Annotated in this window: 14 protein-coding genes, 1 pseudogene and 1 riboswitch; of the genes and pseudogenes, 7 read left to right on the plus strand and 8 right to left on the minus strand. The window is 55.9% G+C overall.

The window, feature by feature from the left end:
- Positions 1 to 9 precede the first annotated feature (9 nt).
- The 5 genes from rlpA to lipA all read left to right on the plus strand — a co-directional run bounded on the left by rlpA (position 10) and on the right by lipA (position 4,804).
- Positions 10 to 1,179, plus strand: coding sequence for an endolytic peptidoglycan transglycosylase RlpA (gene rlpA / locus JZM24_RS11515; RefSeq protein ID WP_215669721.1), 1,170 nt, complete (start codon positions 10 to 12; stop codon positions 1,177 to 1,179).
- Positions 1,180 to 1,381: 202 nt separating this feature from the next.
- Positions 1,382 to 2,593, plus strand: coding sequence for a D-alanyl-D-alanine carboxypeptidase DacA (dacA, locus tag JZM24_RS11520; RefSeq protein ID WP_215669722.1), 1,212 nt, complete (start codon positions 1,382 to 1,384; stop codon positions 2,591 to 2,593).
- Positions 2,594 to 2,724: 131 nt separating this feature from the next.
- On the plus strand, positions 2,725 to 2,988 hold the full coding sequence (gene ybeD / locus JZM24_RS11525) for a DUF493 family protein YbeD (protein WP_074011984.1): 264 nt from the start codon (positions 2,725 to 2,727) through the stop codon (positions 2,986 to 2,988).
- A gap of 14 nt (positions 2,989 to 3,002) precedes the next feature.
- A complete protein-coding gene (gene lipB / locus JZM24_RS11530) occupies positions 3,003 to 3,662 on the plus strand; it encodes a lipoyl(octanoyl) transferase LipB (RefSeq protein WP_376775526.1) in 660 nt (219 codons plus the stop codon).
- Between the two features lie 176 nt (positions 3,663 to 3,838).
- Entirely contained in the window at positions 3,839 to 4,804 is a 966-nt protein-coding gene (gene lipA, locus JZM24_RS11535) for a lipoyl synthase (RefSeq protein ID WP_215669723.1), read from the plus strand.
- 65 nt (positions 4,805 to 4,869) lie between these two features.
- On the opposite strand, the gene tatE is transcribed toward lipA, so the two are convergent.
- Entirely contained in the window at positions 4,870 to 5,070 is a 201-nt protein-coding gene (tatE, locus tag JZM24_RS11540; protein WP_025422990.1) for a twin-arginine translocase subunit TatE, read from the minus strand.
- Positions 5,071 to 5,239: 169 nt separating this feature from the next.
- A riboswitch (Fluoride riboswitch) is annotated at positions 5,240 to 5,303 on the plus strand.
- Positions 5,304 to 5,377: 74 nt separating this feature from the next.
- On the opposite strand from tatE, the pseudogene crcB reads away from it, so the two are divergent.
- Positions 5,378 to 5,761: pseudogene (crcB, locus tag JZM24_RS11545) on the plus strand (fluoride efflux transporter CrcB).
- A gap of 264 nt (positions 5,762 to 6,025) precedes the next feature.
- On the opposite strand, the gene cspE reads toward crcB, so the two are convergent.
- The 7 genes from cspE to JZM24_RS11580 all read right to left on the minus strand — a co-directional run bounded on the left by cspE (position 6,026) and on the right by JZM24_RS11580 (position 11,951).
- A complete protein-coding gene (gene cspE / locus JZM24_RS11550; protein ID WP_215669724.1) occupies positions 6,026 to 6,235 on the minus strand; it encodes a transcription antiterminator/RNA stability regulator CspE in 210 nt (69 codons plus the stop codon).
- Between the two features lie 356 nt (positions 6,236 to 6,591).
- The gene (locus tag JZM24_RS11555) at positions 6,592 to 7,359 is read right to left on the minus strand and encodes a DUF481 domain-containing protein (RefSeq protein WP_215669725.1); all 768 of its coding nucleotides are present in this window, start codon (positions 7,357 to 7,359) and stop codon (positions 6,592 to 6,594) included.
- A gap of 343 nt (positions 7,360 to 7,702) precedes the next feature.
- Positions 7,703 to 8,626, minus strand: a complete 924-nt coding sequence (lpxP, locus tag JZM24_RS11560; protein WP_215669726.1) for a kdo(2)-lipid IV(A) palmitoleoyltransferase — start codon at positions 8,624 to 8,626, stop codon at positions 7,703 to 7,705.
- 502 nt (positions 8,627 to 9,128) lie between these two features.
- The gene (yedD, locus tag JZM24_RS11565; RefSeq protein ID WP_215669727.1) at positions 9,129 to 9,608 is read right to left on the minus strand and encodes a lipoprotein YedD; all 480 of its coding nucleotides are present in this window, start codon (positions 9,606 to 9,608) and stop codon (positions 9,129 to 9,131) included.
- A 302-nt stretch (positions 9,609 to 9,910) separates the two neighbouring features.
- Entirely contained in the window at positions 9,911 to 10,165 is a 255-nt protein-coding gene (locus tag JZM24_RS18090; RefSeq protein WP_312884977.1) for a hypothetical protein, read from the minus strand.
- 293 nt (positions 10,166 to 10,458) lie between these two features.
- Positions 10,459 to 11,316, minus strand: a complete 858-nt coding sequence (locus tag JZM24_RS11575) for an N-acetylmuramoyl-L-alanine amidase (RefSeq protein WP_215669728.1) — start codon at positions 11,314 to 11,316, stop codon at positions 10,459 to 10,461.
- A gap of 347 nt (positions 11,317 to 11,663) precedes the next feature.
- Complete coding sequence (locus JZM24_RS11580; protein WP_215669729.1) at positions 11,664 to 11,951, minus strand: hypothetical protein; 288 nt, start codon at positions 11,949 to 11,951, stop codon at positions 11,664 to 11,666.
- Positions 11,952 to 12,305: 354 nt separating this feature from the next.
- On the opposite strand from JZM24_RS11580, the gene JZM24_RS11585 reads away from it, so the two are divergent.
- Complete coding sequence (locus tag JZM24_RS11585; RefSeq protein ID WP_215669730.1) at positions 12,306 to 13,838, plus strand: hypothetical protein; 1,533 nt, start codon at positions 12,306 to 12,308, stop codon at positions 13,836 to 13,838.
- The last annotated feature ends 83 nt before the right edge of the window (positions 13,839 to 13,921 follow it).

The following is a 13,921-nucleotide window of genomic DNA, read 5'->3' on the forward strand; positions in this document are numbered from 1 at the left end:
AGGTGAGCAATGCGGAAGCTTAAATGCGTTATCGGCATGATGGGGTTGCTACTTGGCGCCTGTTCCACCCAGCAAGAGACGCAGCCGTCGACGTCGGCCCAGCAGGTTTATACCGGGCCGGTGGTGGAAATCAGCGGTGTGGAACCCCGCTATGAGCCCTATAATCCGGGCAACATGCAGTATTACACGGTCAACGGCAAACGCTATAGCATTGTGCAGAACCCGCAAAACTTCAGTCAAACGGGCCTCGCCGCCTGGTACGACAGCGAAAGCGGCGGCAATAACACCGCCAGCGGCGAGCCCTTCGACGCCAACGCGCTGGCCGCCGCGCACCCTACGCTACCCTTGCCCAGTTATGTGCGGGTGACAAACCTGAGCAACGGCCGTCAGTTGGTAGTCCGCGTGAATGACCGTGGCCCTTACACGCCGGGACGGATTATCGATCTGACCCGCGCCGCCGCCGACCGGCTAAATATTTCCAATAATACTAAGGTAAAGGTCGACGTGATTCAGGTCGCGCCGGACGGGACGCTAACCGGGCCGGGCACCGTTGGCACCGTGGTGGCGAAACAGAATTATGCCCTGCCGCCGCGGCCGGATCTCAGAGGCGGAGGCGGCGCGGGCGAAAGCGTCGCCGCGCTCACCTCCGGCAACGACGCGGTTTCGGCCGGCAATAACGCCACGGTGCTCTCCGCAAAAGGCGGCAATAGCGGCAATGCCGGCGCGCTGCTCACGTCCGGCACTGGCGCAACTGCGGCGGCCCAGGCGGGCGCAGCCAATAGCGCGGTGACCGGCACGCCACAAGATGCAACGCCGCTCATAAGCCCCGGTCAGCACCGCGGGTTCCTAGGCGCGCCGTCGGCGCTACCGGCGTGGGTGGTGGAAACCGAGCCTGCCGTGCCGGCCCCTTCGCCCGCGGTTGCCGCACCCGCCGCGGCCGTGCCCGCTGCCGCCAGCGGTCGCTTCATGGTACAGGTGGGCGCCATCGGCGATGCCCAGCGCGCCGCCAGCTGGCAGCAAAGCCTCAGCCAGCGCTTCAGCGTACCGGGTAGAGTAGCGGCCAACGGCAATTTGTACCGCATGCAGTTAGGCCCGTTCCAGAGTCGCCAACAGGCGCAAGCCTTGGTGCAGCGGTTGCAGAGCGAAGCGCAACAGTCCGCCTTTATCGCCGCGCAATAGCCGCCGCAACGATTTATTGACCGGTGCGCCGTCCTGGCGACGCCGGCGGTTTGTCAATATGCCGCTGCCCGGTGTAAACCCCTGAAACAAAATTATTTGCCTGAGCCGCACGCGGTGCCGTTTTACCTGATGCCGCCTTTTTTGACATCTGGTATAGTGTGGCACGATTTTAACTTACCCCCACGGATGCCTTTATCCTGACATGAAGAACGTAACTACACCTCTCTTATTCAGTCGGTTAGCCTTAAGTACCGTTTTGGTGATGGGCGTTGTTTCCGCAAGCTTTGCCGATGATGTCAATCTGAAGACCATGATTCCGGGCGTGCCGCAAATCGACGCCGAATCCTACATCCTCATCGATTACAATTCCGGTAAAGTGCTGGCGGAAATGAACGCCGACGCGCGCCGCGACCCCGCCAGTCTGACCAAAATGATGACCAGTTACGTCATCGGCCAGGCGATCAAAGCCGGCAAAATCACCCCGAATGATATGGTTACGGTCAACAAAGATGCCTGGGCCACCGGCAATCCGGTATTCAAAGGCTCCTCGCTGATGTTTTTAAAGCCCGGCGACCGGGTACCGGTTTCACAGCTGAACCGCGGCATCATCCTCCAGTCGGGCAATGACGCCTGCGTGACAATGGCGGACTACGTCGCCGGCAGTCAAGACGCCTTTGTGGGGTTGATGAATAATTATGTCAGCGCGCTGGGGCTGCAAAACACCCACTTTGAAACCGTGCACGGCCTGGATGCCTCCGGACAATTCAGCTCCGCCCGCGACATGGCGATGATCGGTAAAGCGCTTATCCGCGACGTACCGGACGAGTACGCCACCTACAAAGAAAAAGAATTTACCTTTAATAACATTCGTCAGATGAACCGTAACGGCCTGTTATGGGATAGCAATCTGAACGTCGACGGCATCAAAACCGGCCATACCGAGTCCGCAGGCTATAATCTGGTGGCCTCGGCTACCGAAGGCCAGATGCGTCTGATTTCCGCGGTGCTCGGCGGACACTCAATGAAAGGCCGGGAAAACGAAAGCCGCAAGTTGCTGACCTGGGGCTTTCGCTTTTTTGAAACCGTGGCGCCGCTGAAAGCCGGCAAAGAGTTTGCCGCCGATCCGGTGTGGTTTGGCGATACCGACAGCGTTAAGCTTGGCGTAGACAACGATGCCTATCTGACCATCCCGCGCGGCCGGATGAAGGATTTGAAGGCCAGCTATGTGCTGAATAATCAGGAATTGCATGCGCCGCTGGCGAAAAATCAGCAGGTCGGCACCATCAATTTCCAGCTTGACGGCAAAACCATCGAACAGCGCCCGCTGGTGGTGCTAAGTGAAGTGAAAGAAGGCAACTTTTTCAGCCGCATGGTCGATCATGTCAAGCTGATGTTCCACCATTGGTTCGGTTAATCCCTTCATCCCTTGTCATGGGCGAATCCGCGCCCCTATAATAGCCCCTATTCAATCTACTTCCGCCGCGGCGGGAGCGCCGGCCATCTGTCGTTGTTGCGGCAGATAAACGCCGGTCACCGGGAGTCGCTATGAAAACCAAACTCAATGAATTACTTGAATTCCCCTGCCCGTTTACCTACAAAGTGATGGGCACCGCCCAGCCGGAACTGGTCGATCAGGTGGTGGAGGTGGTGCAGCGCCATGCCCCGGGCGATTATTCGCCGCAGGTCAAACCCAGCAGCAAAGGAAACTACCATTCCGTTTCCATAACCATTACCGCTACCCACATCGAGCAGGTAGAAACGCTTTACGAAGAGCTGGGTAAAATCGACATCGTGCGTATGGTGCTGTAAGTCGGGAGATAATCGTGTCACAGAGCCTGGTTATTCGCCAGCTGGGCCTGCAGCCCTATGAGCGCGTCTCATTGGCGATGCATCGCTTCACCGGTGCGCGAAGCGCCGCCAGCGCCGATGAAATCTGGCTGGTGCAGCACCCGCAGGTCTTTACCCAGGGGCAGGCCGGCAAGGCGGAGCATCTGCTGCAGCCGGGCGCTATCCCGGTGGTGCAAAGCGATCGCGGCGGTCAGGTGACCTTCCACGGTCCGGGCCAGCAGGTGATGTATGTCCTGCTGGACCTGCGCCGCCGCAGGCTGGGCGTGCGCAATCTGGTCACCCTGCTGGAGCAAACCGTCATCGCCACGCTGGCGCGCTTTTCAATTAGCGCCCACGCCCGCGCCAACGCGCCGGGCGTTTACGTCGGCGCCGATAAAATTTGTTCACTCGGCTTACGCATCCGCCAAGGCTGCTCATTCCACGGTCTGGCGCTAAACGTCGCAATGGATCTGTCGCCCTTTTTGCGCATCAACCCCTGCGGTTATGCATGCCTGCGCATGACGCAGGTCAGCGAGTTGGCCCCCGGCACCGGTATCGACGACGTCGCGCCGGTACTCATCGCCGAATGCCTGCGGCTGCTGGACGCCCCCAGCGGCGAGATCGCGGGCTGGGATGACGCGCATTATGGCCTCTGAGCCGCAGTAAACAACGCTCAACGGGTGCCTTGGCCCTCAAGCCACGTTTTGCATTCACCCGCTGTGAACAACATGTTATAATTTTTAAAATTTTTTGATGTTCGCTTACTATTCACGTAACAGACTGATTTAGATGCTCTTCAGGCTGTCGACTTCGGGACTGGACCTGCGCCCTTATGAGTAAACCGATACAGATGGAACGCGGCGTTAAATACCGTGACGCGTATAAAATGGCGTTAATTCCCATCAAAACCGTCGCGGTGGAACGTCAGGAAATCTTGCGCAAGCCCTCCTGGATGAAAATCAAATTGCCCGCCGATTTGACCCGAATCCATGGCATCAAGGCGGCGATGCGTAAAAACGGCCTGCACTCGGTATGCGAGGAAGCATCCTGCCCGAATCTGGCGGAATGTTTTAACCATGGCACCGCTACCTTCATGATCCTGGGCGCCATCTGCACCCGGCGTTGCCCGTTCTGCGATGTCGTGCACGGCCGCCCCGTCACCCCAGATGCCAACGAGACGGAAAAACTGGCGCAAACCATCGCCGACATGGGGCTGCGCTACGTCGTGGTCACTTCTGTCGATCGCGACGATCTGCGCGACGGCGGCGCCCAGCATTTTGCCGATTGTATCAGCGTCATCCGCGCCAAAAATCCCACCATCCGCATTGAGACGCTGGTACCCGACTTCCGCGGCCGTATGGATCGCGCGCTGGATATCATCAATGCCGCGCCGCCCGACGTCTTTAACCACAATCTGGAAAACGTGCCGCGTCTGTATCGCCAGGTGCGCCCCGGCGCCGACTATCATTGGTCGCTTAAGCTGCTGGAAAACTTTAAAGCCGCCAACCCGCAGCTGCCGACCAAATCCGGTCTGATGGTGGGACTGGGCGAAACCAATGCGGAAATCGTTGAGGTAATGCACGATCTCCGCCGTCATGGCGTCACTATGCTGACGCTGGGCCAGTATTTGCAGCCCAGCCGTCATCACCTGCCCGTGAAGCGCTATGTTAGTCCGCAGGAATTTGATGAGATGAAACAAGAGGCGTTGGCGATGGGCTTCACCCATGCCGCCTGCGGGCCTTTCGTACGCTCGTCCTACCATGCGGATTTGCAGGCCAAGGGGATAGAAGTCAAATAATCCGCCGGCGGGCGGGCAAAAAAAAGGCTGACGCCCAAGCGCCGCCCTTTTTTTGCCGCAAAGCGTTATTCTTTGCGATCGGCAATACGCGCCGCGTCATCAGCCTGAGTCTGCTGCGCCGGCGCCGAATCGTCGTTCATGGCCTTTTTGAAGCCTTTGATGGCCGCACCCAGGTCGCCGCCCAGCGAGCGCAGCTTTTTGGTGCCGAACAACAGCACAATCAGAGCGCCGACGACTAACAATTTGGTAATGCTTAAACCTTCCATAACCACCTTCCGGGTTAATGCTGACTGTTCACTACAGCGGTAAATGAATGTTACCTGCTTTTTACCGCTATTGCGGCCGCAATACAAGCGATATGTGTAACAGTTTGCCACCCGTTACGCCTGTTGCCTTCTTTCCTATTCACTATCCCGCGGCGGAAAATCCGTTATACTTCTTTTCGGAGATGACATTCCTCCTTATAACCGCCGTTATGGCTGATGATGTCTACGTTCACCCGCAGGTATTGGGGAACGTGGCGTCACGTTTTCCTTTCCGGGGTTTCACCCACTCTGATTGTGAAAGGTTACTATGCTTGGCTTATTTACGGCCGTCTTTATCGGTGGCGGTTTTGGTAGTGTTCTGCGCTGGTATGTCAGCGTCAAATTAACCCATTAGGTTCTGCCCTTCCCTGCCGGCACGCTGCTTGTCAATCTGGTCGGGGCGTTTATCATCGGCTTGGCGCTTGCGCTTTTCCCCCGCATGCCGCAGCTGGATCCCGCCTGGAAGCTACTGCTCACCACCGGCTTTTGCGGCGGTTTGACCACCTTTTCCGCTGAAGCCGTGGCCCTGATGGCCAGCGGTGAGTTCTTCTGGGCCGCAGGTAATATCCTGCTGAATCTTTTGGGTTCGCTGCTGATGACGGCGGTGGCGATTGTCCTGGTGAACTGGCTGGCGCATCCCTTACCCCTATAGCCTCGAGGACTCTAGCTGCGGCCGATGTCGCCCCCGCCCCTGAGACGGCTAGGCAGAATCGGGCCCGGCCCGTCTTCAGATGACGTTGGGCTCCTGCCCTTGTGCGGCGCGCAGGGTTGCGCGATTTCCGTCCGCGCGCCAGCGCTCATCGCACGCCCATCGCCACCGCCTGCTCGGGCTTCACTATTAAACATGCCCTGGCTTGTCTTATCGCGCAGGCAAAAAAAACCCGCCTTAGGGCGGGTTTTTCAGGAAACTGGCTAATTAAATAGCAGTAACGTCAGCAGCAGAAGGGCCTTTGGCGCCATTAGTGATTTCAAACTCTACGCGCTGACCTTCAGCCAGGGTTTTGAAACCATTGCTCTGGATGACGGAGAAGTGTACGAACACGTCTTTGCTGCCATCTTCAGGAGTAATGAAACCGAATCCTTTGGACTCATTAAACCACTTAACGTTACCTTTAATCTTAGACATCAAACTTACCTTTAAATAAATGATAGACGCAAACTCTGTGTCGCCGAGTAGTACAGCAATTGGCAAGCTTTTTGTCCAGCATTAGATCAGTAATCCGTGATAAATATTGCTAAAAAACTTTTTAACCCCCGGATCACGCGGGGAGGATACATTTAGGCCGCTACGCGCTGCCGATTTCTCGCCATAACGACCAACCAGAGCGGCGCACACCACACAACGCGCGCCACTCGCCACGTGGCCAGCCGGCGAAAACAGGCCGCCGGCCGCGGCGGTTATCGCACCAAAAAGGCGCCAAGGCGCCTTGATATGACTGCGTACGGCCGAGGGCGAATATCCCTCGTCTTACCGACGTGAGGTTATTGCAGTTTATAAACCAACGATACCGACGTGCGGGTATCGGTATGCTTCGGCGCGCTATCCGGCGGATCCTGATTCCAGGTAACGTTATAAGCGACTTTCAGCGAGAAATGGTCGTTGATATCGACACTCAGCCCGGTTTCGGAGTTTACCGTGGTGTCACCATTGGCGAGCAGCGATAACCCCTGAATAAATTTGGTATTGTCGGTCAACTGATAGCTGTAAGAGGCCGCTGCGTAACCCAGCGCTTTGGTGGCCGTGCCGCCGCCCTGATATTCATCGTGACGAACGCCGGGACCCGCTTCAACACGTAGAGTATGGATAGGCCCGGTCAGAACCTGACGGCCGTAACCGGCCACCAGCGTATCGCGCGAGCGATAGCCGTTATAGCGATCGCTTAACCAACTCCCCTGAGCAAACAGAAAGTTTTGCGCGCTCAGGTTGTGTCGGGCACGGGCGCCGACCTGATATTTCTCTGAACTGCGCTGATTGTCGGACGAATTGTTAGCGGCTTCCCCCCAGAGACTATAGGCATTTGACTGCTGGAACCAGGTCATGGTGCTGCTGGCGGCCAGATTGGAATTGCGGGTATTACCGCTCTGGGCGTTGTAACTCGCCTGAGCATTGCCATCAAAACTTTTCTTGGCGGTGGAGGGATCATCCAGCGCGGTAAAAATATCGGTGTCGGCGAAAGTGTTAAAACTGGCCAGCGGCATGCCAAGGGTGGTCAACAAAGAGAGTGCCCGGAAGCGCTTATTGCTTAACATAAGATACCTGTCAAATTGGCGGAAAAGGGTGATGCGCATTTAAAGTTCATCAGTGTAGCCAAACGACGGCGCCGCTGTACTGGTAATTTTTTGTAATATTGGTAACAAAATTTGAGAAAAAAGGCGAAAAGTTGAAGAAGGTATAGTTTTGGCAGGTAACGCAACAGCAAGGCATCAGGGAATTCTATAATAATTAATACTTTAGCGAAATACACATCCTATCTCGCCGCAGTAGTTATCCACAGCCCACCGGCCTTCAGATAATTCTGGAAGCGCCTTCGGCTGAGTTACCTGCGCCTCGGCAGGCTGCCCGGGACGCGCGCGGCGCGATGGCGGCAGAATATCACACGTACAGCGAGAGCTCCCCCAGGGGGCGGGTTTTAAAACGGCGATGCAGCCAAAGATATTGATCCGGCGCGCGCAAGATTTCCTGCTCCACAATGCGATTCATGTAACAGGTTGCCGCCATCTCGTCGTCCTGGGGATAGTCGCTGAGCGCCGGCTGAATCAGCAGCTGGTAGCCGCGACCGTCTTGCTTGCGAATCAGCACCACCGGCACCAGTTGCGGCTGCGCCAGACGGACCAGCGTATAGGTGCCGCGGGTAGTGGCTGCCTGGGGAACGGCGAAAAACGGCGCGAAAATGCTGCCCCGCGGGCCATAATCCTGGTCCGGCGCGAACCATACTGTTTCACCCTGCTTCAAAGCATGCACCATACCGCGCAGATCTTTTCTATCCAGCATGGCTTTATTGGAACGCATACGCCCCCAAGTCTGGATAAGTTCCATCACTTTATTGTTATGGGGACGGTACATGGCCATCATCGGTTGGCATAGCCCCATCGCCCTGCCGCCCAGTTCCAGCGACATAAAATGGATACCAATGACCATAACGCCTCTGTCGTGGCGGTTGGCCTGTTGTAAATGCTGGAGGCCGGAAACGTCAAACCAGCGTTTGACGCGCACATCGGACCAGAACCAGGCCATGCCCGTCTCCATGAGTCCCATGCCCAACGAGGTGAAATTGCTGTTGACCGTATCTTCCAGACGCGTCCTGTCCATACCCGGGAAGCAAAGCTCTAGATTGCGGCGGGCAATGCTCGCTCGCCGTTTTAAAAATGGCTTCGACATACGGCCAAGGAGCCCGCCAAGGCGACGCAATAATGGATAGGGTAATTGCACCAGCAGCCAAAGCACCCCCAAACCGAACCAGGTGAGCCAGTAGCGTGGATGTAGCAAGGCAAGCGAAAACTTCTGAGGTTGCGGCATCAATTTTTCCTAGTGACGAGCTGCAATGCGTAACGCATCAATTGGAAAAACTATTAAGTGCGGTACAGGTAACAACTCAGACACCCTCCGTCGGTCAATATTCGACGAAAAGTTGTAATCTTTCATTTCTTTACACGAGATAACGAATCAAACACGGCTTCTGTGCCTAGCGCCAGCCTCAGGATCGTGATTTCACGATGCACGTATCACAGGGCGCGCAAGGCCATGATAGGCGGTGACAGCGAGAGACGGGAAAAGGGAGAAACTAAAGCTCTAAGCACCGAGGGAGCATAACAGAATGCGGGTGCGGATACCCGTAAAGACAGGTAAATTTTTTTACTAATCTTTTAACACCCGCGTGGCAAAAGCAACGAGCGCGCAGCCTGCCGCTGCCTACCGTGTCGTTGCCGACCCCACCCTGTTACTCTAAAAAAGACAAGGCGATTGCGCGGGCCTGCGTGCGCGTCAACGACGCCAGCGAGCGGCACCGGCATCCTGTCAGCTATCGGACCACCCCGGCCTTTTTACGCGCTCCGGTGCCGGGAGCCTTTGCCGCTGGCGCTGCGGCGCCAAACACCCAATTATCCCCTTGCCCGGAGATAAACGGCTGGCACTGTGCGGTGGGTAACGCACTGCGTTGCAAGGTGAGATTGCCATAATGCAGAACACCACGATCCAAGCGCAGCGCACTGACTTCGTTTTTCTCGTTGATATTATACAGGCGTGCATCGCGCGAGGTCAGTTTACCCGACCGGGTGATCGTTCGTTGCCAACTCCTGCAATCCAGCGTGGTCCCCGAACGACTGATTATCAATCTAGCCACCGCATCAGGGCTTACAAGCGCGTTCTGCGGCGTGGTGCTGGTCCAGATGCCGGCATAGCCTTGCGGGGCCGGGGCCGCCACCACCTTGGCATATTCCGTGGCGCCGGCGCATCCGCACAGGGTCGCCGCCAGCAATATCATCACGGGAGTTCGCTTCATAAACAGATCCTTGTGAAAAAGAACCGAAATGTTATCACTAATAGCGTTGCAGGTTTAGCCCCTTTTGGCTGCCCTGCCGGCGAGAGGCGCAAAGGCAACCCTACGCTCTGCCGGCGAGTGGGGCTAAGGCAACCCGACACGCTCTGCCGGCGAGAGGCGCTAAGCCGACGCCGGGAAGCGGAAGCATCCCTCCCGGATCAGGCTATCACCTGCAATCACTTTCGCGCCGGAACAACGGTAGTAGTAGGTTTAGGGACGGGGGAATGCGTTAGCAACGACCAACATACCGCGCCAGGGGCACGTCATGACATGCTGACAATGTGATCGGCTATCAGGGAGTAGCCGCCATTCCACTCCATACGGCCGGTCACCATCAAACGTTCGCCACGCAGATGCGCCATCAGCTCTAGCGCCATAATATCGAAACCCACTAAGGTCAGTGGGTAAGCGCTGCGTTTTTTGCTCTCCGCCAGAATGGTCGCTTTCACTATCGTCCGGCCAGCGGTATTTTTGATACGGCTGGGTGATTTGGTTATCACGCCTGACAACGTTGTCACCGACTGTTCAGCGTTTTCGGAAGGGGATGTGGCACCGGGGTTCATGACAGGAAAACCTCCATTAGTCTCTCTCTTTTGCCTGTAACGAACCTCAACTTTAATCAAATTGTGCGTCTGACGTCTGAACAATTGTGCAAATTACAGCCAAAAACCCGGGTCCAGTGCAAAGAAATGACGAAAAAAAACCTTGTAACCCCTACCATACGGCGCGACGACGGCCACCATCGCCGCGCCGGTATGGATGCATTTTATGCCGAATGATATGTAACCGGACGTTTCGTCACAATGCGATATCAGGTCGGGCTGCAGTATTTTTCCACCAGCGCGAGGGCAATCGCCTCGGTTTCCATGTCCGCTACACCGGTAATATTGTTCGGTCGAAAATGCATTTGAAAAGTACTAATGACGCGCAACGTCTCTGGGTCCATCTTGCCCGTTTGCGGGATGGTGTAACCGTAAGTGGCCAGCGCTTGCTGGATAGTCGCGACATTCCCGGCGGACCAGCGATGCAAACCGTGCAAATATTTGGCCACCGTTGCCGCATCCGGCCATGCGCCTATGCCCTGCGGTGCCATTTCCTGCCACGGAAATTGCGGACCGGGATCGGTTTTTCGCAGCGGCGCGATATCGCTGTGCGCCAACACGTTTTGCGGCTTAATCTGGTAGCGGGCGATGATATCCCGGGCCAGGCGTGCCGCTAATACCGTCTGTTCTTTATGATAAGGGATCCACTGTCTACCGGCGGCGCTGTCATGAAAACCGTCATTCACAATTTCAATGCCAATAGACGTATCGTTAATATTATTGCGACCGGCCCAGCCGCTTACGCCCGCGTGCCATGCCCGTTTATTTTCCGGCACCAGCTGTAATACCACCGGCTTGCCGTTAATCTGTTTGGGGAGAGAGGGGATCAGATAATGGGCGCTCACGCTACCGTGCGTAAGCAGCCGCAGCGACTCTTTATCATCGGCGGCGGTATAATGAAATATGAGAAACCTGACGCGTTCATCCTGCTCTTGGGAGGGATAATAATAGGTATAGACCGCATAGTCGCCATGATCAATCACGTTAGTGACCGGTTTTTCGGCAACGCGATGCCCAACGCACCCCGATAGTCCCAGCAAGCTCAAAAGCAATAATATCCTTTTCATATGAACTTTTCCTGGCGTAAAGAGAAACATCCTAGCAACGACAAAAATAACAAAAGGTCAACAGATGCACGGCAGATAATAATTTCCATGACTTTTATGATGAATATAACAGCCCGCGCTCATTTTTATTCTGGGTATTTATTACATGTAGAAATTAATTTATATTAAATCATTTTTCCACTCTCGGGCCAATAAAACCCTAAACGTTCCGACGCTGAGGGCGTAATCAGCCGCTGGCGATTCTACTGCCATGGCGGAAATGAGACGGTGAGCATTTTTCCGCCCACCGGTCGTCCCGCATCACATGCGCTCACGTCTAAACGTGCCTTTGTGTCCTGCTCGCATGATTACCGTTCCCACCACGCGCGGATGCACGCGACGCCGTCATAGTCGATTTGGCCGGGGTGGCAAATGATACCACCGTGCAGACCGCCCACGCTCTGACATTGGCAATCGTCCGCCCGCCGCCCAAATAATGACGCCGCACCCTGTAAGCCATTCGCTCTGTCGGACAGGGTTGCGAAACGATGGCAGCCGGTGGCGGAAACGGCATGACCACCCTGGTTTAACTTCGCCCCGGCGCGCTGGCCGCCGCCGCTTACCCGCCGTACGCCCTGTTTGAAACCGACGACCACTCGGCCGTATTCGGTCGGTTTGCTCCGCTCTTGTTAGCCGACCTCGCGCCGCAGGGGTCGGGTGGTGCCCACCACCCGACCATGCTATAAAAATTGACAGCCCGACTGTGAAGAATAAAGCCGTCGCCGGACCGGCCGGCGGCGTTGCGTACTGCCCGTTTACAGCGCCCGTTACCACCGGCCAACGCCGGCCGGGCCGCGCAGCATCCTGCTCCGCACGTACTTGACCCATTGATACGCCGCCGTCATCAGCCCGTAAGCCATAACGCTTGCGCACGGCCTTGAAACCCAATGTGCTCAGGCAAAGCCAACGCTTTTGCCGTGATGCCTAGTACCCACGATAAGGATATCGCTATGCACCACCCTTTTGCAGCACAGGTCGACCCCCGGACCGGCCTACTACAGTTTCACCTTCCTCTGGTCACCATTATCGGCAATGACCATTTGGGGCCAGAATTTGCGCTATCGTTGAATTATTCCCTGTTGGACCTTGAGGATGTTAGCTACGGTAAAGGCTTTAGCGCTAATCTTAGCCGCTACGATCCCGTCAGTCGCTTATTAACGCTTTCCAACGGTGAGCAATATCGCCTCGACGGCAACGAGTCCGATCCGGCCTTTAGCCCGCCTGCCCCGCTCCATCTCCGGCTCAAAAAATTTAACGAAGCACTCTGGGTTTATTACAAAAGCGGCGTCGTCGAGCAGCTTATTATTCCCCAGGCTAAAGGCGTCGCACAAAAGCATTATCTGCTCAATCGGGTATTTTCCCCCACCGGCTATGAAATAATTTTTACCTATGTCGCCCTGAACGGCCGGCTGCGTCTCGCACAAATAAAAGACGCGCAGCAAAGTCTGGTTGAAATAAATTGGACGGCCTTATCCCCTGTCGACAGCCAGACGCCTTCTTCGCATCAAATACAGCTCGTCGTCTGGCCTGGTCTGCCCCAAAATCATAGTGTGTTTTTGCTAAAAGAGCAGAGCAAGCTTACACAGATGAGCAAGTATGATAATTTCGACACCACGCGCTGTGGTGCCGGCGCAGTTTGCCAGCTAGGCTACGACCACCAGGATCGTCTGGTCTCTCTGAGCTTGCCCGGCGGTATCAACGAAAGTTTTACCTATTGTGCGGACGGCGCTGTGCGGTCGCAGCCCTGCATTGAAAGCCATTCCACCCGTGTCATGGATAACCATACAACGTTATACCAGCAGACGCAGACGTTTCACTTTACCGATATCGATTTTCTTAACACTGACGATCCTCTCAGCCGGCCGGGCATGCTCTCCCCGGGTCAAAGCTATTCATCGCACATCCATATCATCCGCGAACACCGCAGCCCGTTGACGCATGAGGCGCCGAGCCCCGGCAGCGAAAACGTCACGCGCCACTATGACAGCTATCACCGACTGGTCAGTGAGGAGCATCTTACGGATATCACGCTAAACAATCAGCGTAAACGTAGTGAACACCGCATCTTGCTCACCTACCCACATCCCGTAAATGACGTGACGACCATGCCGCTGGCGCAATTACCCCGTACTTACTGTTTGCCATCCAAAAAAGAGGAACTCTGGCGCAGTCCCTTTTTCGACGGCAGCATGCAACACGCTGATCCGCAACCGGAAAGAGGAGAGGTCACTAATTATAATTATGACATCGACGGCAATTTGACCCTATGCATTTACCCCGATGGTAGCCTGTTTACGCTTACTTATTTCAGCGCCGGTGGCAACCTCCCCGAGTGCCCTGCTGACCCGCTGGGTTTTTGCCGTTTTGCCGCCGAGGTCAGTTTTGAAATTCCCCCCCAGCGATACCCGGACGACGCAGATTCGCCGGATATACTATCAATATGGCGCACTTCCCTGTCACCGCCCGACGGTGCTGCCGCATGACACAGTGGTGCTTTGCCGCCAGGCAAGCTATACCATTTTTAACTTCTCACGGTCGCTCACCACCGCCGAGACACCCACACAAG

The sequence above is a fragment of the Candidatus Sodalis endolongispinus genome, from assembly GCF_018777395.1.
Classification (GTDB): Bacteria; Pseudomonadota; Gammaproteobacteria; order Enterobacterales; family Enterobacteriaceae; genus Sodalis_B; species Sodalis_B endolongispinus.

Coding starts and splice junctions, on each gene's coding strand:
- cspE (WP_215669724.1), bottom strand. CDS start 6,235: ATGTCTAAGATTAAAGGTAACGTTAAGTGGTTTAATGAGTCCAAAGGA.
- dacA (WP_215669722.1), top strand. CDS start 1,382: ATGAAGAACGTAACTACACCTCTCTTATTCAGTCGGTTAGCCTTAAGT.
- ybeD (WP_074011984.1), top strand. CDS start 2,725: ATGAAAACCAAACTCAATGAATTACTTGAATTCCCCTGCCCGTTTACC.
- JZM24_RS11555 (WP_215669725.1), bottom strand. CDS start 7,359: ATGTTAAGCAATAAGCGCTTCCGGGCACTCTCTTTGTTGACCACCCTT.
- lipA (WP_215669723.1), top strand. CDS start 3,839: ATGAGTAAACCGATACAGATGGAACGCGGCGTTAAATACCGTGACGCG.
- tatE (WP_025422990.1), bottom strand. CDS start 5,070: ATGGAAGGTTTAAGCATTACCAAATTGTTAGTCGTCGGCGCTCTGATT.
- yedD (WP_215669727.1), bottom strand. CDS start 9,608: ATGAAGCGAACTCCCGTGATGATATTGCTGGCGGCGACCCTGTGCGGA.
- lpxP (WP_215669726.1), bottom strand. CDS start 8,626: ATGCCGCAACCTCAGAAGTTTTCGCTTGCCTTGCTACATCCACGCTAC.
- rlpA (WP_215669721.1), top strand. CDS start 10: ATGCGGAAGCTTAAATGCGTTATCGGCATGATGGGGTTGCTACTTGGC.
- JZM24_RS11575 (WP_215669728.1), bottom strand. CDS start 11,316: ATGAAAAGGATATTATTGCTTTTGAGCTTGCTGGGACTATCGGGGTGC.
- JZM24_RS11585 (WP_215669730.1), top strand. CDS start 12,306: ATGCACCACCCTTTTGCAGCACAGGTCGACCCCCGGACCGGCCTACTA.